This is a genomic window from Vibrio phycocola, assembly GCF_053850235.1.
Genome location: NZ_JBSQDJ010000001.1, coordinates 424487 through 444210, shown reverse-complemented (window position 1 = coordinate 444210; position 19724 = coordinate 424487). Strand labels below are relative to the sequence as shown.

Sequence of the window (19724 nt, the reverse complement as noted above, 5' to 3'; positions counted from 1 at the left end):
CCGTATCTTAGTTAAGTGAAACTGTGACATCAATGTGGCGATTTTATGACCACATGGTTAAGAGTCGCTCAATAAAGCAGCAGACTCAAGTTAGATTTCACACGATAACGATTTTCGTGAGGTTCGATCAGAATTTACAAAATAGTCCTTTTCGGCGACCAAATAGCATCAGACTTAGCAAACCAATAATGCCAACCCCTAACGAACCACCACTACGAGAAGAAGTCGCTGTTTCATATCCACGCTCCTCAATATCACCACTTGTTGCTCCAACAATTGGAATTAACTTAACAGCTACAGTCGTTTCATCACCTGTACCATCTCCACACATCGCATCATGAGTCGTATCATCATATTCACCGTCAACGCACTTAATTGCCGTTGCTGCAATTACACCTGCATCATTAATATCGTTTGCCGTTAGAATACGATACTGGTTGTTAGCAGATGAATATACGCCACCATTAGTGAGATCATCAATCAACCAACCTTGATCATCAAAAATGCTCATCCTCGAACTATCAGTTCCCGTTCCATCATATGGATAAATGAATCCGCGTTTACGTCGAGGCTTACCGCTATTTTCTCGTGTGTCTTCAGTATCAATTTGACCAACAATTTCATTGTAATTATTGATCGCCATATTTTGACCACCGGCTTCAGAAAAAGTAAGTTTGTTCGCAAAGTAGATCGCCGTCGGATCGGAATCACTCACATCAGCAATAACAAACGGTCGATTTGGTGCGGCACCATCAGCGGGTACTCCCCCTGCTCGTTTTGCCTCACCAATAGCAACTAAGTTGTCATTAACGGAATTTAATACCGTATTACTATAGGTGTAGTCACCGCTAATTCGAACACTTGCATTATCAATATTATTTGATGTCCAATTATCAGAGTTAGCGTAGTCGGCTTCATTGACGGTAAATATTGTCGCATTCATATTGTTATATGAATCATTCCAGGTATTGAAACCCACACCATAAATAACACCACCGACAATAACAAAATCTCGAATACTACCTTGAGCTAGCTTATCACTGACATCTTCATCATCACTGGGCCAATCAATAGCGACAACGTCTGTGCCACTCTTCCATATTGCAGCTTTAGACGAATAATAATCCCCATAGTCATTTTCATAATCATAGGAGACACTTCCGACTGTGTAGATGCCATCTGTTTTCCAAGCGCGAGATTTATCGAAGTATTCGCCGCTATCATCCTTCTCATCAGTACCAAAAGTAACGGGTGACTCCGCCGTTACCGAGGCACGTTCATCACCTAGTGAACTGATAATGCCGACAACATCTCCACCACTGGTAACCTGGTTAATCACGCTATTATTGCTTTCGTCAATGGTTAACGAGCCATCAGATAAAAATGCGACAGAGTTGACGGTATTATTACCATCAAGTTCTTTGGTCCATTGTTCCCAATGCACGTCACCCCATGGCTCACATGTAGAATACAACAACTGAGCGTCACAATAATTTTCGAAATCGGAGGATGTTTGAACATATGAAAATGAATTATCCATAGCGAACGGCGCTTCTTCACGATAACTTACGCCATCAACAGGTGAACCTGCAATAGTCCCCGTGGCGCGAGTTTCTCCACCTAGAACAAAGTTCTCACACGACACACCACCAACACTACTCGAATCAAAGCAACTGCCGGCACTCGAATCTTGAATCGCTGTACCAGTGGTAATCTCATAATCAGCCGAAATTCCTGAAGGTGTCACTTCGATAATCTGATACAAAGCAGCATTAACATTAAATGCCGCAAAAATTGAGAGTGAAATAGGCGTTAGCTTTAACATCTTATTCGTCATTATTTATTCCGTTTCTTGCTGTAGCGCTTCAAGTTCTTCCCAACGTGCGAAAGTCGTCTCGAGCTTAGCTTCTAAATTGGTCAATGTATCCAAAACAGGTTTGGTAACTTCCACGCCTTTTGCGAAAAAGTCAGGGTCATTTAATTGTTGTTGTAGCTGTTCAATATCAGTCTCTAACTGTTCAAGTTGTTCTGGCAGTTCTTCCAACTCGCGCTGCAGTTTATATGATAATTTTTTCGTTTTCTTTGCTGTCGGTTTTGCTTTTGGTAACGCTTCGGTCACGTTATCTTTTTTTACAACATCCGCATAAATTTCATTGCGATTAGCCTGAATTTGAGAACGTTGTCGTTGAGCATCATGATAGCCGCCGACATATTCATCGATAATGCCATTACCTTCAAAAATCCAGCTTGTAGTAACAGTGTTATCAACAAATTCTCGGTCATGACTAACTAAGAGCAAAGTACCTTGATAGTTGGCAAGTAAATCCTCTAAAAGTTCCAAAGTTTCGATATCTAAATCGTTAGTTGGCTCATCAAGAATTAACAAGTTATTAGACTTAAGGAAGATTCGAGCTAACAGCAGGCGGTTTTTCTCACCTCCGGACAAGGCTTTAACCGGTGTTCTTGCCCGTTTGGGCGCAAACAAGAAATCTTGTAGATAGCTAAGTGCATGACGTTGACGCCCACCTACTGTAACTTCTTGTTTGCCATCGGCAAGATTATCAATCACACTTTTTTCTGGATCAAGAAGTTCTCGGTATTGGTCAAAATAGGCAACTTCTAGTTTAGTACCACAATGAAGCTTACCTGAGTCTGGCTCAAGCTTCCCGAGCAGCAGCTTAAGCATGGTACTCTTGCCGCAACCATTAGGTCCGATCAACGCAATGCGATCACCACGTTGAATATTAAAGGTAAAGTTTTTAACCAGAGCCTCACCATCGTAAGCAAACGAGATATTCTCAGCCTCGAATACAATTTTTCCTGAACGTGCGGAATCATCCACAGCAATGTTGACTTTACCTTGCACTTCACGGCGTTGACTGCGCTCTTGGCGTAATTTTTTTAATGCACGTACACGGCCTTCATTCCGCGTACGGCGAGCTTTGATTCCTTGTCGTATCCACACTTCTTCTTGTGCAAGCTTTTTATCAAACTCGGCGTTTTGAAGTTCTTCAACACGCAGAAGTTCCTCTTTGCCCAACAAGTAACCTTCATAATCACCGGGAAAAGAATTTAGTTTACCGCGATCAAGATCGACGATGCGCGTTGCCATCGACTTAATGAACGTTCGGTCGTGCGAAATAAAAATAATCGAGCCCTTAAAGTCTTTTAAGAAGCTTTCTAACCACTCGATTGCGGCCACATCGAGGTGGTTGGTCGGTTCATCAAGTAGTAGAACATCGGGATCGCACACCAATGCTCGCGCGAGTGCCGCCTTACGTTGCCAACCGCCGGACAAATCAGATAAAAGCATCGCGCCATCAAGATTAAGTGACAGCATCACGTTTTTAACTCGATCATCAAACCGCCATGCATCAGCGTGATCGAGTTGCTCTTGTACTCGAGCCAAACGATTCAAATTCGACTCCGAAGGATCTTTCTCAACGAGATCTAACAAGTCTTGATACTGTTTTAGTAACTTCCCTACTTCAGCTAATCCACCAGCAACAAAATCATATACCGTACCTAATTCATCTCTCGGAGGATCTTGCTCTAGGCGCGAAACAACAACATCTTGCGTTACGACCATACGGCCATCATCAAGAACAATATCGCGAGCAATAATTTTCATTAGCGTTGATTTACCGGCACCATTTCTACCAACTAAACATACGCGTTCATTTTCTTGCAGTGTGAACTCACAGTGATCCAACAAAGGGTGATCACCAAAAGCCAATAAACCATTATGAATCGTAATTAACGCCATTATTATTTAACCAAATTTGTAGTTGTTCGAGGGTAAATGGCCAGTTGAGCTCGCTTTCAGCGTATCTGACCACGGGAATTGTGACCCCGTAACGAGAAAATAACTCGTCATCGTATGCAATATCAACGGTTTGAAACTGGCAATTTAATTGAGATAACAAACTTTCAGCTTCATGACACAAATGACACCCTTCTGTTGAAAATAAAATTAACTGTGGGGTGCTATTGCGCATTGTGCTCTATCACCCAACAATTATGTATGTGCTTATTCCTTTCAAAGTCCATTGGGATCGTTTGATTGGATATATTGGTCGCTTTCAATCCCATTTCCGACAGCTTTTCAAAGTCCATTTTGAAATGGCGTTTATTGTTTGAAAAGACAATCGTTCCATCTTTACGTAGCAGGCGTTTTAGATTTTCAAACAATTGAATATGATCACGTTGTACATCAAATGTTTGCGTCATACGCTTTGAATTTGAAAACGTCGGAGGATCAATAAAAATCAAATCATAGTCATCGTTCGTGTGTTCCAACCATTGCAAGCAATCAGTTTGCTCAAACCGATGTTGTTTTCCTGACTGACCATTGAGTGACATGTTCTGCTTTGCCCACTCGATATATGTTTTCGACATATCAACAGTTGTGGTCGATTTTGCTCCACCACAGGCGGCGTGGACAGTTGCTGAGCCGGTGTAAGCAAAGAGGTTGAGGAAATCTTTATTATTCGCCATTTGACCAAGCTTTCGGCGTATTGGGCGATGATCTAGAAATAAGCCAGTATCGAGGTAATCGTAGAGATTTACGATTAACTTAACCCCGTACTCTTGAATTTCTATTGTGCTTGATTGGCTTGCCAACTTTTCATATTGGGATTTGCCTTTCTGCTTTTCACGGACTTTAAGTACCGTATGTGCCGCATCCACTCCAGTTACCTGAATAGTTGCAGTAATCAGATCGGTTAAGCGACGCTTACTTTTATCAATAGAAATCGTTTTCGGTGCTGCGTATTCTTGAATTACGATAAAATCTTTATAAACATCAATAGCTGCATTGTAGTCTGGTAGGTCTGCGTCATAGATGCGATAAGCGTCAACTTGTTCTTTCTTGACCCACTTATTCAACTTACTGATGTTTTTCTTCAAGCGGTTAGTAAAATCTGGAGCGATGACGTACTGTTCTTCAGCAGCATTAGGACGCGGTCTATCCGATACAGAATAACTCTTTAGGTGACACTGTAGCGCACCATTGCTTAATTTATAATGTTTCTCAGCTCTCATACGTATACAGCTGAGTAATTCATCAGAACTAGAGAAAATGGTTGCCGTCCAGCCGCCAAATTCGGTTTTCATTTGAACACCAAACGCAGTATACAATGCAATTAAGCCAGGTTCCGTTCCCAAACGCTCACCATATGGTGGGTTACAAACAATAACACCAGCCTTCTCGTTCGCTGGACAGCGCATCTCAGCCGCATCTTGTTGAGCAAACTGAATAACGTCTCCTAATCCTGCACGTCGTGCATTAGATTGTGCTGTAGCCAAAACTCGAGGGTCATTGTCATAACCATAAAAATGCGCTTCTAAGTTCTTAATACCACGCTTAGCCTTCACACTGGCTTCTGCATGTATTCTTGACCACGCTTCATGATCAAAATCTTGAAGTGAGGTGAAGCTCCAAGATGAACGTTTTAATCCAGCAGCAACGTCGGCGGCCATCATCGCAGCTTCAATAACAAGTGTCCCTGAACCACACATAGGATCGACGAACGCTTGTTTCTTATCCCAGCCACTGCGAATAATCAGTGCTGCTGCTAATGTTTCTCTAAGAGGAGCTGCACCACTTTGTGTGCGGTAACCACGAGCATGTAAGCTTCCACCTACCACATCAATACCTAATAAAGCCTTATCACGGTGTAGACGAACATGAACCCTAAGATCAGGAAGATCCTTACTGATCGATGGACGTGGTAGATTCTTTTTAGTGAACTGATCAACGATGGCATCTTTTACTTTCATCGCACCATATTGGCTGTTACGTATCGCGTTATTAGTACCGTTAAAGTCCACCACGATCTTTTTATCACTGTGAAACTGGCTTTCCCAGTTAACCGAGCTCGCCGCGAGGTAGATATCTAAATCACTATCACAGGTAAATTCACTTAACACTCGGACATAGCGGCTAGCAAGTCGGCTCCATAAACAAACTCGATACATTAACTCGTTCGACGCTTTGAATCTCACCCCTGCTTGAACCGCTTTTGGGTTTTCTACCCCCAGTTGTTCAAGCTCGTCTGCAAGAAGGTTTTCAAGACCGTTGGAAGTTACCGCTAAATACTGGTGCATAATGCTCTTTTAAGTGAATAAAGTGACGCGCGATTATACCTGAGATTCCAACAAATTTGTAAATCAAAGCCAATATTTTCACTTCGGAACGGTTAATTACCTTTCTCTTATGTTTTCTCCCTCTTCGTTCAATCGTAAATCTATTAATTTTAGACACCTTACGTATTTAATAGCCTCAAGCGTAAGTGAGTATTTATTCACGTCTAAATTGGTCTATACCAGGAGGGTAATTTAACGGTAATTTAGTTACAAATAGCTCTTAAATGAGGAACTTTATTAAAATATACGGATGGTATGAGTTGGGAAAATGACTGATAATTTCCCTAATTCATTTCTTTTTGTGCCCAATATCTCACCAAAGAGAGAAGCTCATCTGTGGATTCACTTATTTGAGGTCAAAAAAAATCGGCACATAGGCCGATAGGAAATACAACAAAGGAACGAAATTGTAAATAAATTGAGTTATTAATTAGCCAACCATAGCCAATGACGGGTAGTAATTTTCTTCAATATGATGGTGAGCAATTCGGTCGTGCATAACTTTAATAGCCTCACTAAATCCAATTTTCTTGGTTGATGTTAATTGGAAATCATTAGATTCAACTCTAGCGCAAAGGCTCGCATTCTCACCGACTTCAAGAACCATGAATAAGCCGTCATTGAAGTCATTGCTTAGGCTAATGATATCACCTACATTTGGCTGCAAAACATCATTTGACTGGCGGTTAAAGAACCAACTCTTAGGTTGAACTGGCTTATGAAAACGTTTGGCCGCTACACAATTAAGCACTAATTGAGCTTTATAGCCTTCATCTATGTTGAGGTTATGCAACGACTCTTTAAAGGTTTGAAATTCTGCCGCATCATCGACAGTAAACTGCGTTGTGCCATGAGCACATTCAACAAGTAACTTCTGGCAAAGGTTGGTACGAAAAACCAAATCTTCACCCAAGTTCAACATTAGATGTCCTTCTGATTCACAGAAGTACCAACTCCATTTGTCACTCGGCTTTAGCATGTTCTCATTCCCTTATCAGTTTTTACGACTGTTAGTCTCACAACGTCATGGTTACTAACTGCATACGGTTCATTCTAGAAGTGCTTGGGCAAAAAAAAAGAGGAAATGAATAATCACTTCCTCTTCGATAAATTGTGGTTTTTATGGAGAATTTCTAATAACGTTAAATGTTCTTAACGATCTTTTTCACTAGACCAGGGCCTTGGTAAATAAATGATGAATAAACTTGAACCAACTTAGCACCAGCAAGCATTTTTTCTTTCGCGGCAACATAAGAATCGATACCACCGACACCGATAATTGGGATTTTCTCACCAAGATTCGCATAAAGTTGTTTAACAACTTCAGTGCTTCGTAATTGAACAGGTCGACCACTCAAACCACCCGCTTCATCGCAATGTTTCATTCCTTCTACAATTGAACGATCTAAAGTGGTGTTAGTTGCTATCACGCCGTCAATATTATTTTTAAGTAGTGACTGACAAATTTGCTCGATTTCATCATTGCTTAAGTCAGGAGCAATTTTCAAAGCAATCGGTACATATTTATCATGCTGCTTTGCTAATTCACCCTGCTTAGTTTTTAATTCTGCAAGCAGTTGATCTAGAGCTTCACCATATTGAAGTGAACGTAAACCCGGAGTATTCGGCGATGAAATATTTACCGCGATATATCCCGCATACTCGTATACTTTTTCCATGCAGATTAAGTAATCTTCAGCGCCTTTCTCTAGAGGAGTTTCTTTGTTTTTTCCAATGTTGATGCCAAGAATACCATCGTAGGTAGCTTTCTTAACATTCTCAACCAATCGGTCAACGCCTTCATTGTTGAAGCCCATACGGTTAATTAACCCTTCGGCCTCAACTAAGCGAAACAATCTTGGTTTATCATTACCTGGTTGTGGACGTGGAGTTACAGTACCAACTTCAATAAATCCAAATCCCATTGCACCGAATGCATCGATACATTCACCATTTTTATCTAAACCTGCCGCCAACCCAACTGGGTTTTTAAACGTCAATCCCATACATTCAACGGATCGATTTGGAAGATGTTGACGATAAAAGAGATCTAATGGCGTGCCATTAAAGCGTTTGAAATTGTTGATCGCAAGTTCATGTGCAACTTCAGGATCAAGTTGAAAAAAGCCAGTCCTAGCTAAGCGGTAAAGCATTGTGCCTCCAAATAAAAAAAGCCCCGTACAAACGGGGCATTATTATCACTTATTTACGGCACAATTCAAATTTAAAAGTGAGAGTTCCCTCAATGCTACCGAGAATTTAGCAAATTCATGATGGACTCCACCTACTTTAAATTCATTTAGTATGTTTTCCCATCGTTCCAAAGAACTCTTATTACTCGCAATCCACGATGCAACAAGTGATACTTCATCTTTAAGTTGATCATTGCAACCGCATCCAATAACTTGAGCAGTCAGCTGCCGTTGTTGCCAATCGAGATCTTCTCGATACGCGGCTCGTGCAAGTGCTTGCCAGTTGTTATCTACAGCTTGACGATTAATTTGATCCAAGAACCAATGTAATGACAACTCTGTACCTAAATAGAAATAGATTCTGGAGGTTTGATCGACGGTAATCTTACTTTCTCTCGCAACCACACTAATATCTAGCGCTGAGTAGAGGCTTGATAGCCGTGACACATATATTGCAACATCTGGATCCATACCTTGTTCGATCCAATCATCAGCGATGACTTGATGATCATCAATTTCCGATTGAATTAAGTAGCTATCGAGATCCTTGCTGATCGTCTGCACATCTGCTTGATATAATGCGATCATATCGCTAACGGAATGTTTACCGATATGATTTCTCAGTAACCATCGAGTAACACGGCGCATCATACGACGTAAAATACTAAAGACTTGGTATTGTGCATCGCTACTTGCTACGTTATCAAGCTGACGAATTATCCCCATGGTTTCATCAAGTTTAAATATTACACGAGCGGCGCTGTAAGCATTAACGATATCCACCACTTCACAGCCAGTTTCTTCTTGAAGCCTAGATGCAAAATTACACCCTACTTCATTGACCATCTGATTTGCCAATGCGGTAGCGATAATCTCTTTACGCAAAGGATGCTCTTTAAAACGCTCTAAATAGTTACCACGTAACTTAGTTGGAAAATAGTGTTCTAAGTGTGCCTGATGGAACTCATCATCTGCTATCTCGTCAACCGCAAGGATTTCCTTAAGCGTCATTTTACCGTATGCTACAAGAACGGAAATCTCTGGTCGAGTCAATCCGACACCACGTTTCTCACGCTCTAATAATGTTTCATCATCAGGCAAATATTCTAAGTTCCGGTCAAGTGAGCCCGTTTTTTCCAAAGCGTGAATAAAGCGTAATTGTTCTTTAACTAACCCCTCGCCGAGCAACTCTGTGACTGATATGGTTTCAGATTGCTGATAAGCATCATCTAATACGATATCTCCCACTTCATCTTCCATTGACTCAAGCAGTTCGTTACGTTGTTTAAAGGTGAGATCACCTGCCGCCAAAATGGTATTCAACAGAATCTTAATATTTACTTCGTTGTCTGAACAATCGACTCCACCAACATTATCGACAAAGTCAGTATTCACTCGGCCACCATTTAGTGCATATTCTACGCGCCCTAACTGCGTCAAACCGAGGTTTCCACCTTCACCAACGATTTTAGCTCGCAGTTCCTCGCCATTAATCCGAACAGAATCATTGGCTCGGTCGCCAACATCTGAATCGCTTTCTTCTTTGGATTTAACGTAGGTGCCGATACCACCATTCCACATCAGGTCGACGCGCATTTTTAAAATAAGCTTTATCAATTCATTCGGCGCGAGTGTTTTTGCATCAGTGTCGAGCATCGCTTGAATTTCAGGAGATAGAGGGATGGATTTCGCTTTACGCGAGAACACACCACCACCTTTACTGATCAACTTACTGTTATAGTCTTCCCAGCTTGATCGCGGCAACTTGAACAAACGATCACGTTCGACCCAACTTTTTTCAGGATCCGGGGTTGGATCAAGGAATATGTTAATATGGTTAAAGGCCGCGACCAGACAGGTTTGTTTTGATAACAACATGCCATTCCCAAACACATCGCCTGCCATATCACCTACTCCAGCAGCAGTAAATGGCGTGCTCTGACAATCAATTCCGATTTCACGAAAATGGCGTTTTACCGATTCCCAACCACCTTTGGCCGTTATACCCATTGCTTTGTGGTCGTATCCATTTGATCCACCAGAAGCAAAGGCATCACTTAACCAAAAATTATATTCTTCGGAGACAGAGTTTGCTAAATCTGAAAAAGTCGCAGTTCCTTTATCGGCGGCAACAACCAAATAAGGGTCATCAGCATCATGTCTCACCACTTGTGGCGGCGGTGCAACTTCGCCTTCAATAATATTGTCGGAAATATCCAACAACCCTCGAATAAATTGCTTGTAACAACGCTGTCCTTCAGCAAATATTTCATCTCTGGATGTCAGCAATGGTTGCTTCTTACAAACAAATCCACCTTTAGCCCCAACCGGAACAATGACCGTGTTCTTAACTTGTTGGGCTTTTACTAGTCCTAACACCTCTGTACGGAAATCTTCTTGACGGTCTGACCAACGTAATCCACCTCGAGCGACTTTACCACCACGTAAATGAACACCTTCAATGTCAGGCGAATAAACGAAAATTTCGTATGCCGGCACGGGTGCCGGAATCTCTGGAATACTCTTTGGATCTAATTTAATCGATAACCAAGGTTTGTTGTTCCCGATTGAATCATTCTGAAAATAGTTAGTGCGAAGTGATGCGTCGATCATTTCCATGTAGCGACGTAATATTCGATCGTCGTCCAGGCTCTCAACTCGATCGAATTGTTCAATCAAAGTGTTGCGCATCTTCGTTTGTAACTCATCTCGTTTTGATAAACCAGGTTCAAAACGTGCGTTGAATAACTTAACCAAAAGCGTTGCTAATTTAGGGTAATGATAAAGAGTATCTTCAATGTATTGTTGACTGAATGGAAACCTCACCTGACGCATATAACGAGCATACGCCCGCAAAATCGTCACTTCACGCGCAGATAAACTTGCCGATAGTACTAAGCGGTTAAATCCATCATTCTCTATGCTGCCATTCCAGATCCCGGCAAATGCCTGCTGAAAACGATCGCGCGATTTGGCTATGTCTAGAACTTGATCACTTTTAAGTAACATCGAGAAGTCGAGGATCCAATAACTTTCGTCGTTCGATTTTTCGATCTCATAGGGCGCTTCGTCGATAACTTTCAAGCCTAAGTTTTCTAGCATAGGCATCACATCAGAAAGGTGAATAGGTTCCCTTTTATGATAGAGTTTCAACTTCACTAGCTTGGAATCGACACTCTCTTCTTGAGGACGATAAAATAGCATCCCGAGTTTATTGTCATCACTCAACGCCTCTAGCTGTTCAATATCGGCAAGAGCGGTACTTGGCAACATCGCTTCTTTATATGATCGGGGAAACGCATTGGTATATTGCTTGGTTAAAGCAAGACCTCGCGTTTCACCTACATCTGAATGAATCGCATGACGTAAGCGATCATCCCAGTTTGTTGATGCTTCTTTTAAGTTTTGTTCGATCTCTTTTGCATCGAACTCACAGTCATTATTATCTACCCGAACGATATAATGTGTCCGAGCGAGTGACCCTTCAGAGAAGTTGACTGTATAATCTACGACATCATTTGAACCTAGGCATTGAGCCAATATTTCTTGAGTTTTTCTTCGAAGCTCTGTGGTATGGCGTTCTTTCGCAATATAGACCATACAACTGTAAAAGCGACCAAATGGATCGCGGCGGATGAACAAACGGACAAGATCTCGATCTTGCATTTGAACAACGCCCATTCCGACGTCCAATAACTCTTCTTCAGTCGCTTGAAGTAATTCATCTCTTGGGTAATTTTCAAGAATGTTGTGGAATGCTTTATAGGCATATGAGCCTTTTAGATACCCACTTGAGTTTAAAATCCTGCCAACTTTTTCGCGAACCAATGGAATAGAACCAACGGTTTGGTTGTAGACCGATGATGTATACAAACCAGTGAATCGGTGTTCGCCTATCACTTTTCCATTTTTGTCGAATTTTTTAATCCCAACGTAATCGTTATACGCAGGACGATGGATATGCGATTGCCCATTCCCTTTGGTCAAAATCAGTAAATAGGGTTTGGTGGCTTCTTTTCTCGCAAGATCAGAAAAATCAGCAAGATTCACTTTGCGAACTCGTTCTTTATTCGAAAAAAGTCCTAAACCAGGCGTTTTCGTTGGCGACAGGTACGTTTCACCTTTTTCTTCAACAAGGTCATATTCTTTATACCCAAGAAACGTAAAATTGTGGTTGCCTAACCAACGTAAAAACTCCAATGACTCGTCGAATCGATCTTTATCCATTGGAATTTGTTTGGTTTGTTTCTCAAGACCGCTGATCACTTTTTCAAGTTGAGTTGACATCAACTTCCAATCTTTCACGACAAGAGCGGTATCTTTTAGTATTCGTTCAAGTTCCGCTTGGAGTGAGGCTAGTTGCTCAGCATCATCAATGCGATCAACCTCAATGTGGAACATCGAGTAAAGGTTTCCTTTAGATTCATTGATAGATACAACTTGTTGTTTAGCATCTCGCTCAAGATAGGTCGGTCCATGAAGCATAATATGCGTGTTAAGATCCAACCGCACCAAACACATCTTAATGGAATCGACTAAAAACGCGGAATCTGGAACTATAATCTCGACGATAGTATGAGTTGATTGCCACCCTTTTCCACTAACTGATGGATTAAACGCACGTACCGATCGTTCATCAGGATTCACTTCATTGAGGTGCTGCCAGAGACTCATGATCGCACCGTACAAATCCGACTCAGTCCTTTCTGTCAAATCATCCATCGAAATGTTATTCAATAAATATTGCGCAAGCTGTTTAACTCGCTCTTGTTGTGTTGATTCCAGCTTAGTTTCTATTAAGTCAAAAACTTTACTGATTAATACTGGTTGGAAAGAATCTAGTGAGCCCATAGAACACTCCGCCACTTTTGCTGAAATAAATCACTAATGCTTAACGTGATAACGGTTTCCAATAATCATAGTTGTAGACTACTGAAATAGTCGAATAATCCACTAGACAGATTAAAATAAGATGAGACATGTCATAGTTTTGGTTAAATTTTTGTTAAACTCACAAATTTATTGTTGGCGTCGGTGGTAAGTACAAACCGACCTTGGATTCCCGTATGGGTTAAAAAAGACCGGAACCTGGAGGCTGGAAGTTGAAGTTTTAAGCCACATTCAGTCACAATCAATACATTAGATGCCTGACCAGAGTAATATTGCGAATAGGATTGGTAAGTAACAGAAAAAGTAAAATAATACTGTTTCATATTCTTATCTCTTCGGTAAGGTATCTTGGTAGCAAACACTCTTGCTACCAAGATCGTTTAAGTTACTTGCTTTCTAAAGCTTTTGTTACTTTTTCATAAAGATCACTCGCAAGATCATCTTTAGCTGCAAGCATTTCCAATTGTTCCTTCATTAATTTCTGACGCTTCTCATCATAGCGTTTAAATTTCAACAAAGGATCAATCAAACGAGAGGCAACTTGAGGATTGCTTGCATTGAGTTTGACTAAAACCTCGCCTGCAAACTGGTAACCTTCTCCAGATATTGAGTGAAAAGCGGTTGGGTTATTGTTAAAGAAAGACCCTATTAGGCTGCGGATTCGATTCGGATTCTTAAACGTAAATGCACTATGAGTTAACGTATTTTTAACCACCTCTAACGCATTTTCGGCTGGGTTCGTGCCCTGCAGAATAAACCATTTATCCATCACCAACCCATCATTTGACCATTTGTCACTGTAGTCTGCTAATAAGGTTTCACGACATGATAACGATGCTTGGTTAGCCGCGGTCATCGCTGCCATCGTATCTGTCATATTGTTACTGGTGTTATATTGCTCAACAACCAACGAATTACCGACTTCTAGATAGGCAAGATACCCTAAACAGGTATTGCGTAGCGTTCGTTTACCTATAGACTCATGCTCAATACTGTATGCTGTTTGTTTTAATACATGATACGAAGCCAGCAGTTCGTCTTGTAATTGATTGGCCATATAAATTTTAATGCCTTTAAGCACCTGAGCAATACGGTCAACATCAACGGTTTGATACCACCCAGACACTTCATTGTGACCAGGTAACGTTAGCATTTCAGCAATAAATGCAGGTTCTAATTGAGAATCTAACAAGGCTCCGCGATAAGCATCAACGACATTTTGCGGCAACGTAACTTCTTCATTTGAAGCCACAAAACGCTTGATATACTTTGCAAGTAATGACTGGCCAGCATCCCACCGAGCAAAATCATTTTTTGACTTGGCCATAAGAAAGACAAGTTCGTCATCGCTATAGTCGTAATGTAATTTTACCGGTGCCGAAAATTCTCTCAACATTGATGGTATCGGTTGCGACGTAACCGCTTCAAACTCAAATGTTTGCTCTTCCTCGGTGATATTAAGTACATTGCCGATCGACTTTCCATTACACTGTAACTCAACGACATCACCGTTCGCGTAATAGAACTCTACATCAAACGGAATGTGCAAAGGTTCTTTAACACCCTGGTCGTTAGTTGGCGGCGTTGATTGTTTAATAGTGACAGTATAACGTTTTTCTGATGCTAGATAGTTTGTTGTCACGTATAACTCTGGTGTCCCCGATTGACTATACCATCGACGAAATTGAGTTAAATTAATTCCTGATGCATCTTCCATCGCAGAGACAAAGTTCTCACAGGTCGCTGCAGTACCATCGTGCCTTTCAAAATAGAGTTTCATGCCCTTTTGAAACCCATCTTCGCCCAACAAAGTATGCATCATTCGAATCACTTCACTGCCTTTCTCATACACTGTAAGGGTGTAAAAGTTGTTCATTTCAATGACTTTATCTGGACGAATTGGGTGTGACATTGGCGAAGCATCTTCGGCGAACTGTGGACCTCGAATTATGCGAACATTGTTAATTCGATTGACAGCACGTGAGCCTAAGTCGGAAGAAAACTCCTGATCTCTAAATACCGTTAATCCCTCTTTTAAGCTTAATTGAAACCAATCGCGACACGTAACTCTATTTCCTGTCCAGTTATGAAAATACTCGTGACCAATAACCGCCTCGATACCTAGGTAATCGGTATCCGTTGCCGTCTGCTCATTTGCCAAGACAAACTTTGAGTTAAAGACGTTAAGTCCCTTATTCTCCATTGCGCCCATATTGAAAAAGTCGACTGCGACTATCATGTAAATATCTAGGTCATATTCCAACCCAAATCGTTCTTCATCCCACTTCATCGAATTAATAAGCGAGGCCATCGCATGGTGAGCACGATTTAGGTTACCTTTATCTACATAGATTTCTAATGCGACTTCTCGTTTGCTTTTTGTTATAAAAATATCTCGCAATACATCAAAATCACCGGCAACTAGAGCAAAGAGATAAGCAGGCTTAGGGTGTGGGTCCTCCCATGAAACCCAATGTTTTCCATCGGTTAATTCACCGCGGTCCAATTCGTTGCCATTGCTCAATAAATAGGGATATAGAGACTTATCAGCAATGACTGTTGTGGTAAAACACGCTAGGTTATCGGGACGGTCAAGATAATAGGTTATACGGCGAAAGCCTTCTGCTTCACATTGAGTGCAAAACGCGCCTTCCGATTTATACAATCCTTCAAGAGCAGTGTTGTTAACTGGTGCTATTTGAGTCACGATAACCATCGTGAATGAATTCGGTAGGTTGGAGATAATCAGCTCGCTTTCGGTTCGCTGATAATCGTGCCACTCTTGTTCATTGATCGAAAGCGAGACAAGCTGCAGATTATCACCAGCAAGAACTAAACTGTCAGATTTACCGCTCTGTTCGACCTCAGAGATCGCAACTACCGTTGTCTCTGTGTCATGGAGATCAAAGGTCAAATCGACGTTGGTAATATGATGAGTTGGAGCTACATAATCTTTACGATACTTAGCTTTTGGAGAGTGTGACATAGGGAATCCTTATCCGAGCTAATAAGTTTATTCGGTATTTTAATGGTTGATATTCACCGAAGAATATCTAGTACTTTAGGTCAACGATTAAGAAACCTCAACCGATATAATGCTAATTAACCTATTGATTTGGTAACTTATACAAGCATCGATGAAATAATTAGCTCATAAGAGTAATTTGTCTGAATTTATCGATTAGCCAAAAAAAACGAGCCATTAAGGCTCGTTTATTTACAGCAATTTAAAGATCTTACTTTACAACATCATCAGCCATGTCGACAGTTATCGCGACTGCTTCATCTAAATAAGCGTCAGGAGCAACATAGTCTTTCGGAACATCATCCAAGTTAGCAAATAAGGTTTCACCAGTCGCTTCACGACGAAGGTTGATACGTTCTAATTTTTTCGCATCGAGATCTTCGATCTCTTTATTTCGTTCGGCGAAATTCAATGAAACTAAATTGTTGTCTTTGTTCTTTTTATACTCAGCAATATCTTGATCAATAAAGCCAAATTCCAAATCAGATGTAATTCGTTTTTTATGCTTACTGGTCAAATCAGCAATCACTGTCTGATAATCATTAAGCGCGTTGTATTCAACATGCTCAATACTATCCCAAGGCAACGCATTGTCTTCAACACTCTCACCAGTTTCGGCCGGATCGATTGGCGTAGGGAAAGCTATATCAGGCTTAACACCTTTATTTTGAGTACTACCACCATCAATGCGATAAAATTTTTGGATCGTGTACTGTACATAACCCAGTTCATTGTCGAATACGTCATAAATATTATTCAGTGAACGGTGCTGTTGAACTGTCCCTTTACCATAGGAGTTTTCTCCCAAAATAATGGCGCGACCATAATCTTGCAGTGCCGCCGCAAAAATTTCAGATGCTGATGCACTGTAGCGGTTAATGAGAACAGTAACTGGCCCGTCGTAGCTAACTACACCATCAGTATCGCTGTTTACATTTACTCGCCCGTAACTATCACGAACTTGGACAACAGCCCCTTCAGTTATAAATAGCCCACTAAGCGCGGTCGCTTCAGATAAAGCTCCACCGCCGTTGTTACGTAAATCAACGACAATGCCATCGATATCCTGTTGTTTGAGCTCTTCAATTAACTTGTGAGTATCTTCAGCTAAACCGACATAGAAGCTAGGTACTTCAAGAACACCAACTTTACGGCCATCAAGCTCAATTACCTCAGATTTAACGGCGCGATCTTCAAGGCGAATCTCATCACGAACAATTGTTACAACGTGACTTTTTGCATCATTTCCCTCTGGAAGGATTTGTAAATTAACTTTAGTGCCCTTAGGCCCTTTAATTAATTGAACAATATCATCTAGTCGCCAACCAATAATATCAACGATCTCTTCACCGTCTTGACCAACGCCGACAATACGATCGCCTTCTGTTAGTTGATTGCTGTTAGAAGCCGGTCCACCAGCAACGAGAGAATTAATCACAGTGTAATCGTCTTGCAATTGCAAAACGGCACCAATGCCTTCTAGAGATAGATTCATCTCTGAGCGGAACTGCTCTGCATTTCTAGGTGATAAGTAACTGGTATGTGGATCTACCTCACGAGCAAAGGCATTCATATAAAGTTGAAATACATCTTCACTGTGGGTCTGAGTTAAACGGCGAATCGCATTGTTATAACGTTTTGACAAGGTGGTCTTAATTTCCGACCAATCTTTACCAGCTAGCTTTAAATTGAGCGCATCATATTTAACTCTTTTACGCCACAGCTCATCAAGTTCTGACTCATCAATAGGCCAATTCGCCTCTGAACGGTCGAGATCCATACTCTCTTTACTATCAAAGTTAATTTCGTTGTCTAGCAGAGATAATGCATATTGATAACGTTCAAAGCGACGTTTTACGGATAAATTGTACACAGCAAATGCTGCATCATTTTTGCCGTCTTTAAGCTGATCATCAAGAGAAATGGCATCATTATTAAAACCATTAATATCAGATTGCGTAAAAATATTTCGATTAAAATCAAGAAGCTCTAGATAACGCTCAAAAATTCTTTGCGAAAATTCATCGTTAAGGTTGATGTGCTGGTAATGAAAGCGAGTAAAACGAAATGCGACCCGCTTGGCCGCGGTAGCGTGTTGAGATTCAGCAGCGAGTATTGGTAGTTGTTTTTCTGACACCACTGGCTCGACAGCCTGAACAGACGAAACTGCCAACCAAAGGCTGGCAGTTATCATCGTCAATCTTGAATTGAATTTCATGCGTAGGAGCTTCTCCTTTATGCGCGTAAGTGCTCTGCCTTAACAACCATTTGCAAGCCGTTGACGAGTCGAATACGTACATCATCTTTATTAAGTTCAACAATGGTCGCAGCCATATTGCCCTTGCCCATGGTTACATTGACTTCTTTTCCGACACTAAGTTCATCTTTAGTAAGCGCTCGAGTAGGAATTTCTTGTTTAGGTGGCTTAGATTTCGTAGACCGAGGAGTTTGAGGCTTCTTCGCTTTTGGCTTAGCCTTGTTAGCTTTAGCTGCTTCTTTATTTTTCTCTTCTTGCTGTTGTTTGCGACGAGCCTGAACACGAGCTTTACTTTCTGCTAGCGTAGTTTGTGCATGTTCAACGTGTTCTTGCTCTATTTCGCCACAGCTTGCTCCATCTAAATCAACACGTTCAGTGCCTGGCTTTACACCATGTAGATAGCGCCATGAAGAAGTATACTGTCGCAGAGCAGCCCGAAGTTGAGTTTTACTTACTTTTTCATCTTCGGCCAAACGTTCAGAAAGGTCTTGAAAAATACCGATTTTTAGTGGTTTTGCTTCACCTTCTAATGTAAAGCATTTAGGGAAACATTCAGCAATGTAGGCAATCACTTCTTTGCTGTTTTTTAATTTTTCAGTATTTTCCATCTTGGTTCCTGGTCATCGCGGTTCAACCGCAAAAAATATAACAATAATTATGTTCGTCATTATAGTGGGGTAAATAGGAAAAACCACTATCAATCAACAAAAACTCGCCTATTCGGGTATCATTTAAGCAGCTTTTCTATGTTAGACATCAGTTCGGTGAGTCCAATTTCGTCTTGTTGCGAAAATCTCGCTAAAGTTGGGCTATCAATATCCAATACCCCTGCCAACTCTCCAGAGACTCGAAAAGGGATAACAATTTCAGATTGACTCTCTGCATCGCAAGCAATATGTCCAGGAAACTGATTTACATCATCCACTCGTAATACTTGGTCTTGAGCAAAAGCATTCCCACATACACCACGTCCCAATGGGATACGAACACAAGCTGGTTTGCCTTGAAATGGACCTAAAACGAGTTGCTGATCACGCAATAGGTAAAAACCGACCCAATTAATATCCTCAAGTTCTAAATTTAGCAATGCACTAATATTAGAAAGATTTGCGATCAAATCAGGTTCATCTTCAGTAAGTGCAGCAGCTTGACGAGTTAAGCGTTGGTAGTCAGATAAAGTCATTGCTTCTTTGCCATTGTATTTTAGGGATGA

12 protein-coding genes are annotated in these 19724 nt (G+C 41.1%); all 12 read right to left on the bottom strand.

The window, feature by feature from the left end; all coding sequences use genetic code 11:
* Window positions 1–127 precede the first annotated feature (127 nt).
* On the bottom strand, window positions 128–1837 hold the full coding sequence (locus ACWU4D_RS01995; RefSeq protein ID WP_456049699.1) for a DUF3466 family protein: 1710 nt from the start codon (window positions 1835–1837) through the stop codon (window positions 128–130).
* Between the two features lie 3 nt (window positions 1838–1840).
* Window positions 1841–3766, bottom strand: coding sequence for an ABC transporter ATP-binding protein (locus ACWU4D_RS01990; RefSeq protein WP_456049698.1), 1926 nt, complete (start codon window positions 3764–3766; stop codon window positions 1841–1843).
* A complete protein-coding gene (locus ACWU4D_RS01985) occupies window positions 3744–3998 on the bottom strand; it encodes a glutaredoxin family protein (protein WP_456049697.1) in 255 nt (84 codons plus the stop codon). The genes ACWU4D_RS01990 and ACWU4D_RS01985 overlap by 23 nt, the downstream gene beginning before the upstream one ends.
* Window positions 3988–6108: a bifunctional 23S rRNA (guanine(2069)-N(7))-methyltransferase RlmK/23S rRNA (guanine(2445)-N(2))-methyltransferase RlmL gene (gene rlmKL, locus ACWU4D_RS01980; protein WP_456049696.1), complete on the bottom strand. Its 2121-nt coding sequence runs from the start codon at window positions 6106–6108 to the stop codon at window positions 3988–3990. Before rlmKL ends, ACWU4D_RS01985 begins: the two co-directional genes overlap by 11 nt.
* A gap of 469 nt (window positions 6109–6577) precedes the next feature.
* Window positions 6578–7126 (bottom strand): cell division protein ZapC, encoded by a 549-nt coding sequence (locus tag ACWU4D_RS01975; RefSeq protein ID WP_456049695.1) that lies wholly within the window; start codon window positions 7124–7126, stop codon window positions 6578–6580.
* Window positions 7127–7289: 163 nt separating this feature from the next.
* Window positions 7290–8300: a quinone-dependent dihydroorotate dehydrogenase gene (gene pyrD / locus ACWU4D_RS01970; protein WP_456049694.1), complete on the bottom strand. Its 1011-nt coding sequence runs from the start codon at window positions 8298–8300 to the stop codon at window positions 7290–7292.
* Window positions 8301–8345: 45 nt separating this feature from the next.
* A complete protein-coding gene (locus ACWU4D_RS01965) occupies window positions 8346–13190 on the bottom strand; it encodes an NAD-glutamate dehydrogenase (RefSeq protein WP_456049693.1) in 4845 nt (1614 codons plus the stop codon).
* 143 nt (window positions 13191–13333) lie between these two features.
* Window positions 13334–13552 carry a DUF2835 domain-containing protein gene (locus tag ACWU4D_RS01960; protein ID WP_456049692.1) on the bottom strand — a complete coding sequence of 73 codons (219 nt, stop codon included), beginning with the start codon at window positions 13550–13552 and terminating at the stop codon, window positions 13334–13336.
* Between the two features lie 62 nt (window positions 13553–13614).
* Window positions 13615–16215: an aminopeptidase N gene (gene pepN, locus ACWU4D_RS01955; protein ID WP_456049691.1), complete on the bottom strand. Its 2601-nt coding sequence runs from the start codon at window positions 16213–16215 to the stop codon at window positions 13615–13617.
* 250 nt (window positions 16216–16465) lie between these two features.
* Complete coding sequence (prc, locus tag ACWU4D_RS01950; RefSeq protein WP_456049690.1) at window positions 16466–18472, bottom strand: carboxy terminal-processing peptidase; 2007 nt, start codon at window positions 18470–18472, stop codon at window positions 16466–16468.
* Window positions 18473–18489: 17 nt separating this feature from the next.
* Window positions 18490–19119 carry an RNA chaperone ProQ gene (gene proQ / locus ACWU4D_RS01945; protein WP_456049689.1) on the bottom strand — a complete coding sequence of 210 codons (630 nt, stop codon included), beginning with the start codon at window positions 19117–19119 and terminating at the stop codon, window positions 18490–18492.
* Between the two features lie 119 nt (window positions 19120–19238).
* Window positions 19239–19694, bottom strand: a complete 456-nt coding sequence (locus ACWU4D_RS01940; RefSeq protein WP_456049688.1) for a GAF domain-containing protein — start codon at window positions 19692–19694, stop codon at window positions 19239–19241.
* Window positions 19695–19724 lie beyond the last annotated feature (30 nt).

Bases quoted from the DNA above. Each gene is read 5' to 3' on its own strand.
- ACWU4D_RS01975 (WP_456049695.1), bottom strand. From the start codon at position 7,126: ATGCTAAAGCCGAGTGACAAATGGAGTTGGTACTTCTGTGAATCAGAA.
- ACWU4D_RS01940 (WP_456049688.1), bottom strand. From the start codon at position 19,694: ATGACTTTATCTGACTACCAACGCTTAACTCGTCAAGCTGCTGCACTT.
- pepN (WP_456049691.1), bottom strand. From the start codon at position 16,215: ATGTCACACTCTCCAAAAGCTAAGTATCGTAAAGATTATGTAGCTCCA.
- rlmKL (WP_456049696.1), bottom strand. From the start codon at position 6,108: ATGCACCAGTATTTAGCGGTAACTTCCAACGGTCTTGAAAACCTTCTT.
- ACWU4D_RS01960 (WP_456049692.1), bottom strand. From the start codon at position 13,552: ATGAAACAGTATTATTTTACTTTTTCTGTTACTTACCAATCCTATTCG.
- proQ (WP_456049689.1), bottom strand. From the start codon at position 19,119: ATGGAAAATACTGAAAAATTAAAAAACAGCAAAGAAGTGATTGCCTAC.
- ACWU4D_RS01965 (WP_456049693.1), bottom strand. From the start codon at position 13,190: ATGGGCTCACTAGATTCTTTCCAACCAGTATTAATCAGTAAAGTTTTT.
- pyrD (WP_456049694.1), bottom strand. From the start codon at position 8,300: ATGCTTTACCGCTTAGCTAGGACTGGCTTTTTTCAACTTGATCCTGAA.
- ACWU4D_RS01990 (WP_456049698.1), bottom strand. From the start codon at position 3,766: ATGGCGTTAATTACGATTCATAATGGTTTATTGGCTTTTGGTGATCAC.
- ACWU4D_RS01985 (WP_456049697.1), bottom strand. From the start codon at position 3,998: ATGCGCAATAGCACCCCACAGTTAATTTTATTTTCAACAGAAGGGTGT.
- ACWU4D_RS01995 (WP_456049699.1), bottom strand. From the start codon at position 1,837: ATGACGAATAAGATGTTAAAGCTAACGCCTATTTCACTCTCAATTTTT.
- prc (WP_456049690.1), bottom strand. From the start codon at position 18,472: ATGAAATTCAATTCAAGATTGACGATGATAACTGCCAGCCTTTGGTTG.